This window comes from Nostoc sp. PCC 9305, from assembly GCF_963920915.1.
GTDB lineage: Bacteria > Cyanobacteriota > Cyanobacteriia > Cyanobacteriales > Nostocaceae > Nostoc.
Window position 1 is genome coordinate 46,462 of sequence record NZ_CAWUDN010000022.1, and the last position, 19,037, is coordinate 65,498.

The 19,037-nt window shown below is 42.1% G+C and carries 13 protein-coding genes; 5 read left to right on the forward strand and 8 right to left on the reverse strand.

What is annotated here, in order from left to right:
* Window positions 1-76 precede the first annotated feature (76 nt).
* Entirely contained in the window at window positions 77-718 is a 642-nt protein-coding gene (locus ACM0OX_RS10670; protein WP_414514853.1) for a TetR/AcrR family transcriptional regulator, read from the forward strand.
* 47 nt (window positions 719-765) lie between these two features.
* Window positions 766-2,145 carry a cytochrome P450 gene (locus ACM0OX_RS10675; RefSeq protein WP_414514854.1) on the forward strand — a complete coding sequence of 460 codons (1,380 nt, stop codon included), beginning with the start codon at window positions 766-768 and terminating at the stop codon, window positions 2,143-2,145.
* 179 nt (window positions 2,146-2,324) lie between these two features.
* Here the strand turns inward: ACM0OX_RS10675 and ACM0OX_RS10680 are convergent, their stop codons facing one another.
* The 7 genes from ACM0OX_RS10680 to ACM0OX_RS10710 form a co-directional block, all read right to left on the reverse strand.
* Window positions 2,325-3,584, reverse strand: a complete 1,260-nt coding sequence (locus ACM0OX_RS10680) for a bifunctional sterol desaturase/short chain dehydrogenase (protein ID WP_414514855.1) — start codon at window positions 3,582-3,584, stop codon at window positions 2,325-2,327.
* A gap of 188 nt (window positions 3,585-3,772) precedes the next feature.
* Entirely contained in the window at window positions 3,773-4,720 is a 948-nt protein-coding gene (locus tag ACM0OX_RS10685) for a fatty acid desaturase family protein (protein WP_414514856.1), read from the reverse strand.
* Window positions 4,721-5,140: 420 nt separating this feature from the next.
* The gene (locus ACM0OX_RS10690; protein ID WP_414514857.1) at window positions 5,141-5,764 is read right to left on the reverse strand and encodes a Uma2 family endonuclease; all 624 of its coding nucleotides are present in this window, start codon (window positions 5,762-5,764) and stop codon (window positions 5,141-5,143) included.
* A gap of 524 nt (window positions 5,765-6,288) precedes the next feature.
* Entirely contained in the window at window positions 6,289-6,522 is a 234-nt protein-coding gene (locus tag ACM0OX_RS10695; protein ID WP_414514885.1) for an MbtH family protein, read from the reverse strand.
* Window positions 6,523-6,850: 328 nt separating this feature from the next.
* A complete protein-coding gene (locus tag ACM0OX_RS10700; RefSeq protein ID WP_414514858.1) occupies window positions 6,851-10,204 on the reverse strand; it encodes an efflux RND transporter permease subunit in 3,354 nt (1,117 codons plus the stop codon).
* Window positions 10,205-10,250: 46 nt separating this feature from the next.
* Window positions 10,251-11,729, reverse strand: a complete 1,479-nt coding sequence (locus ACM0OX_RS10705) for an efflux RND transporter periplasmic adaptor subunit (RefSeq protein ID WP_414514859.1) — start codon at window positions 11,727-11,729, stop codon at window positions 10,251-10,253.
* A 325-nt stretch (window positions 11,730-12,054) separates the two neighbouring features.
* The gene (locus tag ACM0OX_RS10710; RefSeq protein WP_414514860.1) at window positions 12,055-13,506 is read right to left on the reverse strand and encodes an MFS transporter; all 1,452 of its coding nucleotides are present in this window, start codon (window positions 13,504-13,506) and stop codon (window positions 12,055-12,057) included.
* Window positions 13,507-13,606: 100 nt separating this feature from the next.
* On the opposite strand from ACM0OX_RS10710, the gene ACM0OX_RS10715 reads away from it, so the two are divergent.
* Window positions 13,607-14,128 (forward strand): phosphoribosyltransferase, encoded by a 522-nt coding sequence (locus ACM0OX_RS10715; protein WP_414514861.1) that lies wholly within the window; start codon window positions 13,607-13,609, stop codon window positions 14,126-14,128.
* Window positions 14,129-14,162: 34 nt separating this feature from the next.
* On the opposite strand, the gene topA is transcribed toward ACM0OX_RS10715, so the two are convergent.
* The gene (gene topA, locus ACM0OX_RS10720) at window positions 14,163-16,334 is read right to left on the reverse strand and encodes a type I DNA topoisomerase (protein WP_414514886.1); all 2,172 of its coding nucleotides are present in this window, start codon (window positions 16,332-16,334) and stop codon (window positions 14,163-14,165) included.
* 400 nt (window positions 16,335-16,734) lie between these two features.
* Here topA and ACM0OX_RS10725 point away from each other — a divergent pair, with 400 nt between their 5' ends.
* Complete coding sequence (locus ACM0OX_RS10725) at window positions 16,735-18,075, forward strand: AAA family ATPase (protein ID WP_414514862.1); 1,341 nt, start codon at window positions 16,735-16,737, stop codon at window positions 18,073-18,075.
* A complete protein-coding gene (locus ACM0OX_RS10730) occupies window positions 18,072-18,926 on the forward strand; it encodes a DUF4435 domain-containing protein (RefSeq protein WP_414514863.1) in 855 nt (284 codons plus the stop codon). The genes ACM0OX_RS10725 and ACM0OX_RS10730 overlap by 4 nt, the downstream gene beginning before the upstream one ends.
* Window positions 18,927-19,037 lie beyond the last annotated feature (111 nt).

Sequence of the window (19,037 nt, forward strand, 5' to 3'; positions counted from 1 at the left end):
AATTTTGAATTCAGTGTCATATACTAGACTGTCTAGTATGACAATACAATATATTACGTAAAAAAATTTACTCTTCATGCCTATAAACCCTACTTTCCAACTAGAAAATCCTTTACCTGCGATCGCTCCAAAACAGGAGCAAATTTTGCAAGGAGCTATACAGGTATTTTTGAAGGAGGGTTACGCGAGAACAAGTATGGATCGTGTGAGCGCGGCGGCTGGAGTATCTAAGCAAACAATATACAGTCACTTTCAAGATAAAGAAGGGCTATTTAAAGCGTTGATAGAACGGTTGACCCTCGCTTGTTTTCAAAGTATTTTTTGCAAAGAAAAATTAAATGATGAACCTGCGATTTTTTTGCGTCAAATTGCTGAAATTTATTTAACCGAAGTCGCTGATAATTCCGATTATTTGGCATTGTTGCGTTTGATTATCACCGAGTCACAAAACTTTCCAGAACTAGCCAAACTTTATACTCAAACCGTTGTGCTACGCGGTCGGCAAATGCTAAGTCAGTATTTTGCATCTCATCCAGAATTAGGAATCAACGACCCAGAAGCAATGGCTCATATTTTTTTTGGTTCGCTGGTATCTTACGTGATTTCACAAGAAATGTTGTATGGAAAAGAACTTACATTTTTATCACGCGATCGCTTGCTAGATAGCTTAATAAATGCAGTCATGAGCCAGTCTCTAAATACGCTCGCTCAGGGATAATAGGTGTATTTGTTTGAGATTATCAAGTGGAATCACAGGTAAATATTATGCTGAGTCAATTACCGAATCGCATTACTAGCCCTTCGTGGTGGCAACTGATCGAATGGATTGCCGATCCGATTGGATTTCAGAAAAAGTGTAATCAAGAGTATGGAGATATTTTTTCCATGCAACTGAGTGGACTCGGTTCTTATGTAATTATTAGCCATCCCCAAGCCATTCAAGAAATTTTCAGTCAAGATTCTAAATTTGATATTGGTCGTGGTAATAAAATTGCAGAACCTTTGATTGGGCGAAATTCTCTCATGTTAATGGATGGTGCCCGCCATCGACGAGAACGAAAATTATTAATGCCCCCCTTTCATGGAGAAAGACTACAGACTTATGCTCAACAAATCTGCTTAATTACTGAGCAAATCGCCAGTCAATGGCAAATCAATCAACCTTTTGTGGCTCGTTCTGCCATGCAGAAAGTTAGTCTAGAAGTCATTTTACAAATTGTCTTCGGTTTAAGTGAAGGGGAACGCTATCAACTAATTTTACCTCTACTTACTAGTTGGTTGGATATGACTGATTCTCCTTTGCGCTCCAGTATGCTATTTTTGCCATTCTTACAACAAGACTGGGGAAAATGGACTCCTTGGGGGCAGATGAAGAGTAAACAAAGCCATATTTATGAGCTACTTCAAGCAGAAATTGAAGAGAAAAGAACAAAGAACAATCAGAGCCAGGGTGACGTTCTGAGCTTGATGATGGCAGCACGGGATGAAAATGGGCAAGCAATGACCGACGATGAATTAAAAGATGAATTGATCACAATTTTATTTGCTGGACATGAAACCACTGCAACAACCCTAGCGTGGGCTTTCTATCAAATTCACCGAAATCCAGATGTTCTCTTAAAATTGCAGCAGGAACTCGAAAGCTTGGGAGAAAATCCGAACCCGATGGAAATTGCCCAACTTCCTTACTTAAGCGCAGTTTGCCAAGAAACCCTGCGGATGTATCCAGTCCTGCCAGTGCTTTTCCCACGGATTACTAAATCATCCATAAATATTGCAGGATATGAGTTTCCTCCTGATACAACTTTAATGCCAAGTATCTACCTTCTGCATCACCGGGAAGACTTATATCCTAATCCTCAACAATTTAATCCCGAACGTTTTTTAGAACGCCAGTATTCCCCTTGGGAATTTATTCCTTTTGGTGGTGGAATTCGGCGATGTTTAGGATATGCCCTGGCTCAGTTAGAAATCAAATTAGTCCTCGCAACAGTTTTATCCAATTATCAACTTACCTTAGTAGAAAATAAACCTATTAAACTGCAACGACGTGGATTTACCCTTGCTCCTAATGGTGGAGTTCGGATGATGGCTATTAAAAAACGATCGCTTGCTCAAGTTTATCCAAATTCTGTTTCAATTTAGCGATCGCCTGCGCCCTTGCTTGTCAAAACTATTCAAGGCTAAGGCGCTCACTTTCACTTTTGAGGGTTTGTAGTAAGCACTTCAGTGCTTAGAAAATAAGGACTAAAGTCCTTACTACAAACTTACTTCTCTATCAATTTAAACTTGACAAACTACTACCTGAAAATCATTCTTTTCGACTATTGTTTGCGTAAGTCCTGTTCCCTTTTTGCTGTCCGGCTGAAAACTCGATAGTATAGTGACGTACTAGTTTCCTTTAAGGGAAACAGCAGATAGGTAAGAGGATTTATTGCCACAATAATATTTCGGAAGTCGCGCCGTGCCAAAAATAAGATCGCACGTGCAACTTGCTGTGCAGACATCACACCATAAGGATTCAGTTGACTCTTAAACGGGCCAAGAATTAACTTGCGAATTACACAATCCCCATCCAAACGCTTGAGTGTAACAATATCTCCTAACGCTCTTTTGCTAAGTTCATAAAGTGGACTCAGTGCTGGAGAAACCTCAGCCTCAGAAGTGTTTACCCAGATTTCCTTGGTTGCTTTCGCTTGTGGGCCTGTTACAGTTGTCAAAAATATATCTATCAACCGCAATGCTGAAAAGGTATTCACTTCATAAGAGGAATTGATAGCTTCCGATGTGCGGCTGGCGTAGACATTGATTCCGTGATTGATAATTAAAATATCTACTTTCTCTAAACTATTTCTCAGTTCAGCTTCGTTACTCAACTGCCAGGAAACCACCTTTACCCCAACTTGCTCTACTAATTTTTCTGGATTAGTGGTTAATGCCACGACTTTAGCATTATTCTTGACAAGTTCAGCCGCCAACGCTTGCCCCAACGCTCCTGATGCTCCGGTTAAAGCGATTGTTTTACCTTTGAGAGACAGTCCTGTGCCCAGAATTTTATCCACTAGGGGAAAGACACCACTGTAATAAGCGTTGACATCATCAAAATGATGTCGCCAATGGTAAGACCGATTCACCCACCAAATGGATGGAATTGTCTCTAAAGGGCCGGGTAAGTGGTTGTAATCTGTATCAATTTTTCCCTGAAAATATCGCACAGACGCGCCATACAAAAAGGTACAACCATAAGCTACGCCCAGCCATAACCCCAGTTGTTGGACAATTAAGGCAACGACTACCAATACCACCAGCAGTAGACTCGACTCTAAAATGTCGTGATAGAGTTGGGATTCTTGGTAAATTTTCAGGGAAACTATCGATAAATCGCGGCGATAGGCCATGTGGTGCTTGTTGTGCCATTTAGCAAGCCAACTGACTTGGTGACACAAAGCATGATAGCTGTCTCTCAATATCTCAGCAAGTAAAAGTGAGAAGAGTGCCCAACTAGCAAACTGTAAGCTGGCATTTAGCCAAACCCAATTAATTTGTAAGCTTGTCTCAATTCCCATCAAGTTTTCAGCTAGCATTTTTATCACTGTTTGTCTATACTCGTTTTTCTTAATTATTCTTCACGATCTGATAAAGATACGTTCAGGTCGAGTTTAGAGCAAATTAAAATTAAAGGGAATGGGGAGTAAGTAGGGATGGTAAAGTTTCTTTATCACCAACGCCAGCAATTTTCTGTGTGTCCTAATTACGAATTACGAATTACGAATTACGAATTAGTTATGATATCCCTATTGACTTTTAGATAGCCAGGTTCAATGTGAGTAAAGTGTTTGCTCAATTGCTGATGTGCTTTTGGTAGCGCGTGGAACGGAATTGATGCATACAAATGATGCTCTGCATGAAATGGCATATTCCACATAAAAAATCGTACAGGCCAGAGTGTGAGAGTCGTGCGGGTATTGGTGAGCAGATTTGCATCAAGAGTACAACCTGTATGTTCTGCCAGCAGAATAAACCGGAGAATCGGCTGACCGACAAGTAAGGGAAGCAGCCAATAGAGGATAAACCAAGGCTGATTAGCTACAATTGAAAGAGCGATCGCACCTGCATAAATACTTAATTGCCAACGTGTAGAACGAATAACTTCGGCTCGTGCTGATTCTGGCACAAATGGAAAATTGTCAAATTGACCAGTCGCAACTTGAAAATGCCCGCGTATTTTACCCCACCACCACGGTAAACCGCTAATTATTAACAAGTATTTGCCCAGATTGCTCGGTTTGGGATCGGTCAATTCTGGATCTTTGTCAGGAACGCGAGTGTAACGGTGATGCCATTTATGATAGCGGCGAAAAAATGTGCTGTTGTAAAATGAAAGCAACCCGGAAAACCAAGCTACAGCATCATTCAAACGATTGTTAGCGAAAGCCGTTCTGTGAACGCATTCATGCATTGGTGCAAACATCGCAGCCAGACTGAAGCCGTAAATTACCAGTGCTGGTATAGCCACCGACCAATTACCAAACTTTGTTGCCCATAGGTAGCCACTGCAACCCATGACTGTAAGGTGCAAAATCAGTTGAACTAGCCCTTTGCTATTGGAGCGATTGTTTAGAAGACTTAATTCTTGTACGCTGAGAATTTTACAGATGTTTTGCTCTTTATCAGTTTTGTGTTCTAATAATTCAGATTGAATAATTGCGTCATTAGACATAATTTTAAGTAGGTCGGCGTAAAAAGTTGTGCGTGGGTTCCTTTGTGACTCCTGAATTCTAATGTAATTTTAGGCGTTGCATATTTGCGGGATGATTTTGCTAGTTTTGTGGGATGGGCATCTTGCCATTGGTGTCAACTTAAGCTGAAACTCCTTTAAAACCTCGTTTCTAGCCTCTGGCTGGAAATGCTACTCCTGGCGGCTCTGCCGCCAGCAAGAGAGGCGGAGCCTCAAGGACGAGCATTCCCAGTCGGAGACTGGGAACGAGGCAATCTAAAAGCTAGTTCTAGACTTGCTTTCACGTTAAGTTGACACCAATGGCATCTTGCCCGTCCCTTGTATTTCAGGGCTCTCGTGTCGCCCACCCTACAAAAATCATCCCTTGATTCAGCAACGCCTAATTTTATAGACACTTTGAATTTAGCTGACCGCACCAGCGCAAAAAATTTGTTCTGCGGTTAAATTCAATTCTGGGAAAGTTGGTGATTGGATACGGTCATTACCTCGAAATTTATTAATTAGATACTCACCTTCTTCCAAACAGCAAATTAAGATAGTAGGTTGTTTTGGCTTGCCAATGAATTCCCTACCACCCAATGCGGCATAGTCTACAATCCAGTATTCAGGAATTCCCATTTGTTCATAGTCAGCATATTTTTTGTGGTAATCATCACGCCAATTAGTACTCACTACCTCTACCACTAAAGGAATGGATGCAGCTTGGCTTACAGTCGATACTTTTTTCCATAAAGGTTCATTTATTAAATTAGGCTGATTTAGTATAAGGACATCTGGTGAATAAGCTGATTCGTTTTCAAGTGGTTTGACGAATACTGTTTTTGGGATGAGATAGGCAAGATTTAAGCGGTCAAATTCTACACTCAGTTTTCTGACCAAAAATCCTGTAACTTCTTCATGGTCGCCTGTTGGTTGTGCCATCTCAACAACTACTCCATCATGGAGTTCATAATGTCGTTGTGGGTTGTCTGGGTATTGAGCAACAAATTCATCGAATGTAACTAGTTTGCGTAAGGCTTGAGTCATGGTTTTATTCCTCAAAGCAAAACTGATATCGCAATCTTAAATCAATTGTGACAAAGAAGCTCCCCGACTTTTTTGATCCTCGCGATCGCACCAAGTACCCAACCCAGGCGATCGCAATCATAGTAAAGTTAAGCAAGTTAAAATTAACTTCTGCCTTCACGTTTCAGTGTTTTGCGCAGTCTGTAGAAGCTTCCGTCTTCCCTGTAAGAACTTCTGCCTTCACGTTTCAGTGTTTTGCGCAGTCTGTAGAAGCTTCCGTCTTCCCTGTAAGAACTTCTGCCTTCACGTTTCGGTGTTTTGCGCAGTCTGTAGCAACTTCTGCCTTCACGTTTCGGTGTTTCGCGCAGTCTGTAGCAGCTTCCGCCTTCCCTGTAAGAACTTCTGCCTTCACGTTTCGGTGTTTTGCGCAGTCTGTAGCAACTTCTGCCTATATCAAAAGCTCCCTACACTTTTAGAATTAACTCGTAGGGAGCTTTTGTTAGTTTGTAAATGGGTTGTGAGGATAGAACTAGCTAGGAAATGCCCTAAAACTGGTTGCGAGCAGCTTCTTCCATTTTCTTGCGAAGGCTAAGTGGTCTCATATCAGTCCAAACTTCTTCGATGTAAGCCAGACATTCTATTTTTGAGCCAGTTTTGCCAGCATCCCGCCAACCAAGGGGATTCTCTCGCTCAGCTGGCCATATTGAATACTGCTCCTCATGATTCACTACAACTTTGTAAATCGTATTATCTACAGTTTCATCACTATTTATTGCCATCAGCGTATTCAAACTGCTGAAATTAAAAGCAAAAGCAGGGGTTGCCGCCCACGAAAAGACAAGAGAGAACACGAGAGTAGCTACAGCTACTAACTTAATAATTGTATTCTTCATAATCACACTTTTGTTTCGGTTTTTATTGATGCCGGAATACTTGATGTTATATTCTGACTTTTATAATGGAAATGCAAGGACAGATAAGACAATTAAGACAGTTAAGCAAATATTTAATAAAGGCTTAATAAAAAAATCCTATTTTTCCCAGAATGAATCGTTGAAACACGACTGAACAAATGAACCAAGCGTTATTTGTTCAGTCGGGGGAGTTTCAAATTGGCTGTTTGCGCCAGCTGCGTTTTTTCAGCTTGGTTTGCCAAGACTCCATGTAGGTGTAGAAAACGGGCGTCAAATAAAGTGTGAGAAACTGCGAGAACACTAATCCCCCAACTACTGCTAAACCAAGGGGACGGCGTGTATCTGCTCCGGCTCCTAAACCAAGGGCAATGGGTAGTGTACCCATAAGTGCTGCCATTGTCGTCATCATAATTGGACGGAATCTCACCAAGCAGGCTTCATAGATAGCTTCATAGGGCGTTTTACCGTTTTGACGGGCAATAATCGCAAAGTCAACCATCATGATCCCATTTTTCTTCACAATCCCAACTAGTAGAATAATGCCGACGAAGGCGTAAATATTCAAGTCAACTTGAAACAGCAACAGGGTCAGTATTGCCCCAAATCCAGCCGAGGGTAGGCTAGAAAGAATTGTCAGTGGGTGAATGAAGTTCTCGTAGAGAATCCCCAACACGATATAAATCACCAAGATAGCCACTAGCAATAGCAATCCTAAACCCTGAATTGAAGATTGAAATGCCTGCGCTGAACCTTGGAAACCTGTACTAATAGTAGGTGGCAGGGTTTGACGGGCCAATTCCTCAATTTTGCCAGTGACGTTACCGAGTGAAACTCCTGGTTTGAGGTTAAAGGAGAAGGTGACAGATGCTAGTTGCCCTTTGTGGTTGATAGTTAGCGGCCCCACATCTTTGCTCAAGGTTGCGACTGCATTAAGAGGTACAAGTTGTCCACTAGGGGCGCGAACTGAGAGTAAATCTAAAGCATTGGCATTTTGTTGATATTTTGGTTCCACGCCCATAATTACTTGGTACTGGCTATCGGGGGCGTAGATGGTAGAAACTTGGCGAGTACCATAAGCATTACTCAGAGCAGTTTCGATCTGATTGGCAGTCAAACCTAGAGCCGAAGCTTGGTTACGGTTGATGTCTACTTTGACTTGGGGATTCTTGATTTGCAAATCGCTGTTAACATCTTGTAAATCTGAGAGCGATCGCAATTTCTCTTCTAAAGCTGGAGCATACTGGTAAAGTTCTTGAATATTGGGAGTTTGCAGAGTAAATTGATACTGCGCTTTTGTCTGTTGTCCACCGACATTGATGGCTGGGGGATTTTGCAAGAAAACCTTGATTCCCGGCACAACTGACAATTTTGGTCGGAGTTCCTGCACAACTTCATCAGCACTGAGATGGCGCTCATGGCGAGGCTTGAGTTCGATTAAAAGTCTGCCAGCGTTAGCAGAAGCATTGGGCCCGCCAGCCCCAACACTAGAGTTGATAGAATCGACATTCGGATCGCGATAAGCGATCGCAGCAACAGCCTGTTGATGTTTTACCATCTCATCAAAGGATATATCTTCTGATGCCTGAGTAGTTGCCGTAATTTGTCCGACATCTGCGTTGGGAACAAACCCTTTCGGCACAATGATAAATAAATACACTGTCGCTACAAGAATCGCTCCCGAAATCACCATCGTTGTGCGGTGATACTTGAGCGATTTCTTCAAACTCCAATCGTATCCCCCCAATATCACATTAAAAATGTTTTCTGAAAAATTGTAGAGACGATGGTTGAAATTTTTGATTCGGGACTGGAGACTAGGGGCTGGGGAAGGTGGAGCCTCCTCTGGCAATAAGGAATTAGAGACTGGAGACTGAGAATTAAGAATTTCTTCTATACTCATCTGTTCCCATGCTCCCACGCTCCCCTGCTCCTCTGCCCCCCTGCTCCCCTGCTCCCCTACTCCCTCACTCTCTTCCTCATGATGAGGTGGACTCAAGAATCTGGAACACAGCATTGGCGTTAAGCTGAGGGAAATTACGCCAGATACCAAGATTGCAACGCTAATAGTAACAGCAAACTCGCGGAATAATCGCCCCAGAATACCTTCCATGAACAGTATCGGGATAAATACTGCTACTAAAGAAATGGTCATAGATAAAATTGTGAAACCAATTTCCTTAGAACCATTTAGGGCTGCTTCCATGCGGCTTTCACCCATTTCCATGTGGCGGACAATATTCTCCAGCATGACTACAGCATCATCAACCACGAAACCTACTGAAAGGGTTAATGCCATCAGTGATAGGTTATCGAGGGAGAAGCCCAGCAACACCATGACTCCAAAAGTCGCTACTATCGAAAGCGGCACTGCCAAACTGGGAATGACTGTTGCAGAGATATTGCGGAGAAACAGAAAGATTACCAGCACCACCAGAGCAATGGTGAGCAACAGGGTGAATTGTACATCATCCACCGACTCGCGAATTGACTGAGAGCGATCGTAGAGAATATCCATATTCACAGCCGCCGGAATCTGTGTCCGAAAGGTGGGTAACAGTTTCTTGATTGCATCCACGACTTGAACAGTATTAGTTCCCGGTTGGCGCTGAATTGCCAAAACGATCGCCCGCACGCCAGAATTTTGAACTTTAGATTGCGACTTCTCCCCTGCTCCCCTGCTCCCCTGCTCCCCTGCTCCCCGACTTTCCTTCTTGACAGGAAAATACCAACTCGCAATCTTATCATTTTCCACACTGTCCAGAACTTGACCTAGTTCACCTAACTGCACTGGTGCGCCGTTTTGATAAGCCACATTTAGGGAGCGATAGCTGGCGGCATCGTTGAGTTGACCGTTTGCTTGGATGGTAGAATTCTGCTGCTTACCGTAAAGTGTCCCAGTAGGTAGATTGACATTTCCGTTAGCGATCGCATCAGCTACTTCATCAATTCCTATCCCTTTAGCACTAAGCGATTCGGGGTCAAGCTGAATTCGTACTGCATACTTTTGAGAACCAAAAACCTGCACTTGCGCCACCCCATCTACCATTGACAGGCGTTGTGCCAGCAATGTCTCAGCGTATTTGTCTACAGTTGATAGAGGCAGAATGGACGAATTGAGTGATATATAAAGAACTGGCTGATCCGCCGGATTTACCTTTCGGTAAGATGGCGGATTAGGCATATTAGTCGGTAACTGCTTCGCTCCCTTAGAAATAGCAGACTGTACATCCTGGGCTGCGCCGTCGATATCCCGATTTAGGTCAAATTGCAGCGTCAGTTGTGTAGTACCCAAAGAACTGGTAGAGTTCATCGAACTCAATCCCGCGATGCTAGAAAACTGCTGCTCTAAGGGAGTTGCGACTGAGGCAGCCATCGTTTCAGGACTAGCTCCGGGCAGATTAGCTGTTACCTGGAGTGTTGGATAATCTACATTGGGTAAGTCGCTAACGGGTAGCTGTTGGTAAGCGATCAGCCCAAATATCAAAATGCCAACCATAACTAGAGTCGTCATGATTGGACGCCGGATAAATAGCTCGGAAATGTTCATCGCGTTCCCTTGGATGAGTGCTGAGTAAAGAGTTAGGAGTGAGGAGTTAGGAGTGAGGAGTTAGGAGTTTACCTTTCTCCCCCTGCCCCCCCGCCCCTCTGCTCCCCACTTCCGGTTTCACTTGGACTGTGGCACCAGGCACGAGGTTGAATTGTCCATCAGTAACTACTTGCTCGCCAGGTTTCAAGCCTTGCTTAATTACCGTTTCATTCCCAACGGTGTCGCCGACGGTAATTAAACGCATTTCTGCTGTTTTGTCAGGTTTAACTACATACACAAACTGCCCCTTTTGTCCACTTTGTACTGCCTGAGAAGGAACAGTAATGGCATTTGGTTCTTCGCTTAGTTTGAGTACTACATTGACAAACTGCCCCGGAAACAGGCGTTCATCAGCATTGGCAAAAGTACCCTTAAGTTGAATTGTGCCTGTTTGGGTATTGACTCCACTATCAACAAAAGTTAGTTCGCCCCGTACTGGATGCCCTGCATCTTTAGGAGGTAAAGCATCGACTTCTAACTTGCCGTTATTCGCACTGTATTTTTTGATATCTGGCAGCAATCGCTGGGGAATCGAAAAGTTGACGTAAATCGGGCGAATTTGGCTGATTGTAATTAGCGGATCGGTGGCATTCGCCTGTACCAAGTTGCCTTGATTTAGCTTTAAGCTACCTGTGCGTCCGGCAATTGGCGAGTAAATAGAACTATAAGAAAGCTGAACTTTGGCATTGTCGATCGCAGCTTCATCTGATGCTACTACTGCCTGAGCATTTTGGACATCTGCTTGGGCTGCTGCCACTGCTGCTTGAGCATTTGCCACACCGCCTCGATCTGCGTTCACCGTCGCCTGTTGAGCATCAGCACTGGTTTGATACTGTTCGGCCTGTTCTTTACTGATTGCCCCTTGCTTGAGCAAACTACTATAACGTTGCGCTTGTGCATCTGCATTTGTTGCCTGGGCTTTATCCTTGACTACATTCGCTTTTGCCTGGTTCACTTGAGCGATCGCTTTGAGGACATTTGCCTGTGCCTGTTTCACCTGGGCTAAATCTTTCGCTTTGGCGGCATTAGCTTGCATCAGCGCAGCTTGTAAAGGACGAGAATCAATTTTAAATAACAAGTCTCCTTTTTTAACGTTCTGTCCTTGCTGAAAATAGATACCAGTAAGTTGACCACCCACTTGAGACTTGACAGATACCGTAGAATATGCTTCCACCGTTCCCGTCGCCGATAGCTGTATTGGAATCGTTTTTTGAGTCGCAGTAGCAATCACCACTGGCACAGCTCGTTTTTTTCCTGCTTCTTTGCCACTTGATTGGGCTTCGGAAGCATTACAGGCACTACACAAGTAGGCTAGAGTTAATATAAGTAGCGAAAACCGCCCTCTTTGAATAATGCTCTGAAAACGAGGAACAGTTTCAGCAGCCAAAGACGAAGGCTTTATCGTCTGAACAGGAGCTAAACAGCGCATATCAACAATCTGGGGGAAAGGGGAAGCACAGACACATACTAGCTTGTCTTTAGACATCGCATCTTCCGCAAAATGGTTGGTTGCGATTGATTCTAATTAGATAAGCGCAATATTAGTTAAACTAAACATTAGTGTACTAATAATTTATTTTTTAGCCTACCCCTTTTGGAAAGAAATTCTTTTTAAGCCGTTGTGCCTTTATTTATTTTTGATCTATAGACTTTTTGGCATTGTGGGGTAAAGGGTAAAGGGTAAAGGGTAAAGGGTAAAGGGTAAAGGTATGGAATTTTCTCAAACCCAGTAACCTTTAATACCATTTCACGAAATTATTGATACAAATCACTTTTCTTGCTTCCCCTGCTTCCCCTGCTCCCCTGCCCCCTTAACTCCCCCTCATCTCTTGCCTTTCTTTGAGTTTCAGCATAATTTCAGCGTGCATCTCGCGGGTAATTGGGTAAAAATACGTTAAAACTAAGCCAAAAATCAAACAAACTGTCGGTATGGGGCCAACGGCAACGCGAATAGCAAACAGTGCTGATTCCGGTTGGATGGGTAGCGGACTTCCGGCTACAGATTCTTTGAAACCGGCTACTTGCAAAGCATTTCCTACCAAAAATAGTCCCAAAGCTAAACCAAATTTTTGCAGCAAAACCATGAAGCCATAAAAAATGCCTTCTCTGCGTTGTCCGGTTTGCAGTTCATCTAATTCAATTACATCTGGAATCATTGACCAGGGAATTAGATAAGCTGTGGATACACCAATACCTGCCATCACAGCCATTACATACATCAAAACTATTTGACCAGGCTGTAAGAAAAATAGTCCGGCTGCTGCTATAATCCACAAACTCATTCCCAGAAAATAAACAACTTTTTTGCCGATTTTTTTACTCAACGCTCCCCAGACAAATAGCATTAACAGAGCAGTTCCTTGGACTGCAATCATCACTGTGGGCACATCTGATTCTTTGAGTCCCATACAATTGACTACAAAATAAGGAATAATGCTGGCTGTTACCTGCACACCTAGCCAAGAACAAAGATATATACCAATAACAAATAAAAAAGGTCGGTTACTAAAGACAATTTTTAGCTGTTCAAAGAAAGGGAGAGATGCAGGTTCCTCGGTTTGGCTGCGTTTAGCCTCAAAAGCTAAGATGCGATCGCGGACTCCAAAAACGCACCAATATAATCCTAAAATCGAAATTACAGTAGAAACTGCTGCTAAAACCAGATATTGTTGTTTGCGATCGGCGATCAGCGAAAAAACAATTTGCGTTAAAATCAACGATAAAATGCTGCCACCAATAGAAAATGTAAAGCGATAGCTGTTAAGGCTGGTGCGTTCGTCGTAATCTTGAGTCAGTTCTGGAGTCATTGCTGTATAAGGCAAATTCACAACCGTGTAAAACGCCTGAGATATCACCCCAATAACTACGTAATACCAAAATAATGGCCAAATATTATCACTCTGATTTGCACTAAATTGCGGTACAATCCACTGCAAGAAAAAGAAAATTCCAAAGGGGATTGCTCCATAAAACATCCAAGGAAGACGACGCCCCCAACGACGAGATTTCGTTTTATCAGTCAAGAACCCGACAAACGGATCGTTTATGCCATCCCAGATTTTGCCAATCATCAAAATACTGCCCGCTAAACCCGCAGGAATACCAGCAACATTCGTGAAGAAAACCAGTAGAAAAAAGACGGAGATATTTGCGGTGATTGCTGGCCCTAAATCTCCTGCACCGTAAGCCAGCTTTGTTTTTAAGTCGAGTTTTTCACTGAGAATATCTCGTTTAGCACCGCCATCAGCAGCAGAATCATTCATAAAACTTTGCACTCATACTAAAATAAAAAATCTGCGACGCCCAATAGCCCGTCGTAGACATCGCCTTCAATACTAGCCATCTACCACTCCCGTTAGACTTATGCCAGACCTTTATGTTTCTTGGTCAGATTATCACCAAAAAATTGAACAACTGGCTATTCAGATTTATGAGTGCGGTTGGGAATTTAACCAGATTATCTGTCTTGCCAGAGGAGGACTACGAGTTGGAGATATTCTCTCCCGTATATACCAGCAACCACTGGCAATTTTAGCAACCTCATCTTACAGTGGCAGTGGCAAGCAAGAAAGAAGTAATTTAGTTTTCTCTCGTCACTTGACAATGACTGCCGAAAAGTTAGGTTCGCGAATTCTCCTAGTGGATGACTTAGTAGATTCTGGGATCACACTCCAACAGACTATACCTTGGCTCAAGCAAAATATTGATTTTCCCATTGAGGAAATTCGCACTGCCGTTCTTTGGTATAAAGCTTGTTCAGTTATAGCACCCAATTATTATGTTGATTATCTACCTGACAACCCCTGGATTCACCAACCTTTTGAACACTACGAGCAGGCGAACATCGCAGAACTTGCGGGTAAACTAAATCAAGTTAGGAGTTAGGAGTGATAAGTGAGGAGTTATTAATTCAAAACTCCTAACTTTTAACTCCTAACTCCCCAAACTTAGGACTCCACCACCCTTTTGGCGTACTGAAATAAGCCACATCTTTATGTTTAGTATCCTTACGGGATTGTGAATCAGAACATCGCAACATTTTCTTACTCTGTCCCTCTTTGATATAACTGTACTCTTCTAGAGGTTTTTTACATACCGGGCAGGGATATGCTGTCATCTTGACGGGAGGCTTTTGTTGATTCTCAGCTTGGACTGCTTTAGTTTGTGGTGGCTGCCAAGTTTTGTTAAAGTCGCTCCAAAATAGCACGACATTTTCACAGCCTTTTGTGCATTTGAGGAAATATTTCTTTTTGACCTTACTGCTCGGAATTTTGGCGAGGAAATTTTTGCATTCAGGGCATCGCGTCCTGGAAGTTTCATATTTGCGCTCAGTTATCACATTAGCTTTTACTATTGAAGAACTTGGAATTACAGTTTTAGCTTTGGAGAGCGCTGGTACAAAATAATTCTGATTCCAACTAGTTAAATAATGCTGCCAAGAATTCTTTCCTTCGGAAATGGCATCAAGGGCATCTTCCATTTTCGCTGTGAATTCCGCCTCTAGTAAATCCGGCAGTGCTTTGAGCAAAAACGCATCAACTTCTAACCCTAACGCTGTCGGTTGCAGATGGTCTTTTTTCAACTCGACATAATTTCGTTTTTTTAAGGTAGCAACAGTAGGAGCATAAGTACTTGGGCGACCAATTCCTTTACGTTCCATCAGTTGTACCAATTTGGGTTCGCTATAACGCGGTGGTGGCTGCGTTTGCTTCTTTTCATGGCCAGCATTCTCTAGCTTCAATGCTTGTCCCTGTTGTAATGAAGGTAAAACACTATCCTTGCTGAGATTGTTCCAGTACCGAGCATAACCGTAAAATTCAATTACTTGCCCTCTTGCTGACCACAGTAGGGAACCAGATTGAGTAATCACCAAAGTTTTACGCAATTGGGCAGCTTTACATTGAGAAGCAATTGATCGTTTCCAAATCATCACATACAAATTAAACTCATCATCAGGAAGTTCTAAACGCAACTGAACTGAGGGACGAAACACATCAGTTGGACGAATCGCTTCATGTGCTTCTTGAGCCGATTTGCTACTGCGATGCTTGGCGACTTGCGACGGTACATTTGGCGGATCATTTTGCTCTAACCATTTGCGAGCGCTGGCACAAAATTCTGGACTCAGCATTACTGAGTCTGTTCGCATATATGTAATCAGCCCTGCCTCATAAAGCTTTTGGGCCACAATCATGGTTTTGTCGGGAGCAAACCTCAGCTTTGAACCGGCTGCTTGCTGAAGGCTGGAAGTTGTAAATGGTGGAGGTGGCTGGCGGTTAACGATTTTTCCTTCAAAATGAATTACCTGATGAGGATGTCGCTGTGCTTCTTCAACTAAACGTGTTGCCTCTGCTTCGGAAAGAACGCGCTTAGACTCCGGTGTTTCTGGACTATTACCTACCTTTGCGTCATCGTTAGTTTCATTTTCTTGGTCTGCTGTATCTTTTGCAGAATCAACCGTCCCTTTGTAAAAAGCACGGAATCCTTCAGCATAATCTACCCAGACACTCCAGTAATCTTGGGGGACAAAAGCCAGAATTTCGTTTTCTCGCTGACAAATTAGGTGCAACGTCGCGCTTTGGACTCTGCCAACACTCTTAGCGCCGTTATTCAATGCCCAAACTAACGGACTACCTTTATAACCTACCAACTTATCTAGGCAATCTCGGCACAGCCCAGCACCAATTAAGTTTTGGTCTAGCTTTCTGGGATTAGCGATCGCACTCTGCACCGCCGATGCTGTAATCTCAGTATAAATTACTCGTTTCGGTTCCCTTAAACCCAGCGTTTCTTTGAGATGCCAAGCGATTGTCTCACCTTCCCGGTCTGGGTCAGTTGCTAAAACAACTTCATCAACCTGCCTTACCGCAGACTTGAGTTTCTGGATTGTTTCTTTCGCTCGTTGGTCACGCGGGATATAGTTGCATCTGACATTATTGCCATCCATGACAAAGCCCAAGGAATCGTCCCCTTCATTGCTGAGTTCTCGGATGTGACCACAACTAGCGAGAACTTTCCAATCCGAACCCAGAATTTGACTGAGTTTTTTGACTTTTCCCGGAGATTCTACCACAAGCAGGCGTTTGATCATAGCAACTGCATTCTTGATTCTGAGTAATACACTGGCAATTGCAAATTGCGATCGCCTATTCTCGTGATATGGATTTTCTAGAATACTGTACCAAAAAGCTTGGGAGATTGCTGAACTCAGTTTAGAGGTAAATGATGCCTGATTGTGCGATCGCTGTTGTAACTGGCTCAACTATTATGATTTTAGCCTCAACAACTTAGTTATACAGGGGAAAATCTCTAGCAAGATGCCGCAGGGTGTGCCGAGTACCATTCGGTAACGCCTAAAAGCCAACTGACAACCAGAACTTTCTAAGAAAGAGGACACAAAAGAATGTTACTCTGTGTTTCCTGTGCTTTCCAGAGAAAGATAGAAGTTAGAATTAAAGCCATGAAGCCAATGGCTATAGGACTAGATGACTATGCGAATTAAGCAAATTTCCGTCAGTGGCTTATTTGGAATCTTTGACCATGTGATTCCATTGAACATGGATGAACGAATCACCATTATTCATGGCCCAAATGGTTTTGGTAAAACAGCCATATTAAGAATTTTGAATAGTTTTTTTAACTCTCGATACGCAGAATTGAGAGCTATCCCGTTTAGAAATTTTAGAGTTGAATTTGATGATACTACTAGTGTTGAAATAATCAAAAATTCTGATAATGCAGAAGACTCAGAAACGAATAATATTGGTTTCAACTTTTATAATCATGATTCAAAACCAGCTTATTTTGCTTTAAAGCAACCTGATAGAGAAGTTTTTATTAGTTATGGTTCAGATGATAGTATAAGAGAACAAATATATCCTCTAATATTTAGGGGTTATTCTACTGAAAAAACTCTTTCTTTAGAAGACTCTGTAGAGGTTTATGATAGTTTCTCTTCTTCAAAATTGAAGTTAAAAGAAGAACCTGATTGGCTAGAAAAATTGAAAGACAATATTCATATTCGCCTCATTGAATCACAACGGTTGCTTAATGTTGTTCCTAACCGTTCTTCCAGACGGTCTGTTGAAACACCTTCAATGTTGTCAACTGTATCTGCCTATTCTGATGAACTTGCTAAACTGATGCAAGATAAATTTAAGGAATACGGTACAACATCTCAATCTCTTGACAGAACTTTTCCAGTTAGAGTAGTTAAGCAACAGCCATCCACAGATTTAACAGATGAACAACTTCGTCATCAACTATACGAACTTGAAGCGACTCGCTCTCGTCTCATAGAAGTAGGTCTTTTGGATAAAGATGAAGATGCAGAATTTCAAATTCAGCCTCAAGATATAGATGAAAGTACTAAAAATGCTTTATCGGTATATGTTGAAGATGTGGGAAAGAAGCTGAGTGTTTTTGCTGAAATAGCAACTAAAATTGATTTATTAAGGAAAATTATTAATAATAAGTTTGCCTATTCTTACAAAGAGATCAACTTTAGTAAAGAAAAGGGATTCGTTGTCACAACAAGTTATGGTTCCTCATTATCTAATTCAAAAACTCTTTTGCCAACAGATTTATCATCTGGAGAGCAACATGAGTTAGTTCTTCTCTATGAACTACTATTTAAAGTTAAACCTAACTCTCTAGTTTTAATTGATGAGCCGGAATTATCTCTTCATGTAGGTTGGCAAGTTCAGTTTTTAAAAGACTTACAAGACATTACCCAGCTTGCAGATTTAAATATACTAATGGCTACTCATTCGCCAGATATAATTCAAGACCGTTGGGATTTGACGGTTGAGCTGAAAGGGCCACACAAGTGAGAGATTTTCTTACAGTTGACCGTGTTGCTAACCAAATTCGATTACGACGAAGCACATATAATGGAACTTTTTTATTAGTGGAAGGGAGTTCTGACAAAACTTTTTATAAGCGGTTTGTTGACCAATTAGTTTGTGAGTTAGTCGAAACATCAGGAAAACAGCGTGCTATTGAAATTTTAAAAATTTTGGAACAATCAAATTTTCACGGAGTTTTAGCGATTGTTGATGCAGATTTTGAGCGCCTTGAAGCTTTGTTATACACCAGTCCTAATCTGCTTCGTACCGATAGCCATGACCTTGAAACTATGCTGATTAACTCACCAGCATTTAACAAAGTAATCGCTGAGTTTGGTTCTGAAGAGAAAATTGCTCAGTTTAATCGAGACATAAAATCAGTATTACTTAAAAATGGGATGTCGGTAGGTTATTTGCTTTGGATCTCTAAATGTGACGGATTAAACCTAACCTTTGAGGGTATTACATTTAGCAAGTTCATTCATGAGCAAACTCTGCAAATTGATGAACTCAAGCTGATTCAGGAGATTAAGAAGAAATCCCAAGCTTTCTCTTTGAACGAGAAAAATCTGCAAGAACGGCTAAAGAGTCAGAAAAGCAATAACCACGATCCTTGGCAAATTTGCTGTGGTCATCATTTGGTGGAAATTCTGTCGCTTGGTTTACGCAAAGCACTTGGCTCTAACAAAGCTGCTGATGTTGAACCGAACAGTCTTGAGCGTAGTTTGCGGCTTGCTTATGAAGAAATTTTCTTTCACCAGACACAACTCTACTTGGACATTCGTAAATGGGAAAGCAATAATCAGCCATTTAGGGTTTTGCGGAATGACACATAAATACCAAATTAGGAAACTATGTACAATATTATTATTTTGGATACGCCAGCGTTTGAAGAGTGTTGGTGTCCGTAGAAAATCAGGCGATCGCACTTCCTGTTCTCTCTACCA

Coding starts and splice junctions, on each gene's coding strand:
- ACM0OX_RS10670 (WP_414514853.1), top strand. CDS start 77: ATGCCTATAAACCCTACTTTCCAACTAGAAAATCCTTTACCTGCGATC.
- ACM0OX_RS10675 (WP_414514854.1), top strand. CDS start 766: ATGCTGAGTCAATTACCGAATCGCATTACTAGCCCTTCGTGGTGGCAA.
- ACM0OX_RS10680 (WP_414514855.1), bottom strand. CDS start 3,584: ATGCTAGCTGAAAACTTGATGGGAATTGAGACAAGCTTACAAATTAAT.
- ACM0OX_RS10685 (WP_414514856.1), bottom strand. CDS start 4,720: ATGTCTAATGACGCAATTATTCAATCTGAATTATTAGAACACAAAACT.
- ACM0OX_RS10690 (WP_414514857.1), bottom strand. CDS start 5,764: ATGACTCAAGCCTTACGCAAACTAGTTACATTCGATGAATTTGTTGCT.
- ACM0OX_RS10695 (WP_414514885.1), bottom strand. CDS start 6,522: ATGGCAATAAATAGTGATGAAACTGTAGATAATACGATTTACAAAGTT.
- ACM0OX_RS10700 (WP_414514858.1), bottom strand. CDS start 10,204: ATGAACATTTCCGAGCTATTTATCCGGCGTCCAATCATGACGACTCTA.
- ACM0OX_RS10705 (WP_414514859.1), bottom strand. CDS start 11,729: ATGTCTAAAGACAAGCTAGTATGTGTCTGTGCTTCCCCTTTCCCCCAG.
- ACM0OX_RS10710 (WP_414514860.1), bottom strand. CDS start 13,506: ATGAATGATTCTGCTGCTGATGGCGGTGCTAAACGAGATATTCTCAGT.
- ACM0OX_RS10715 (WP_414514861.1), top strand. CDS start 13,607: ATGCCAGACCTTTATGTTTCTTGGTCAGATTATCACCAAAAAATTGAA.
- topA (WP_414514886.1), bottom strand. CDS start 16,334: ATGATCAAACGCCTGCTTGTGGTAGAATCTCCGGGAAAAGTCAAAAAA.
- ACM0OX_RS10725 (WP_414514862.1), top strand. CDS start 16,735: ATGCGAATTAAGCAAATTTCCGTCAGTGGCTTATTTGGAATCTTTGAC.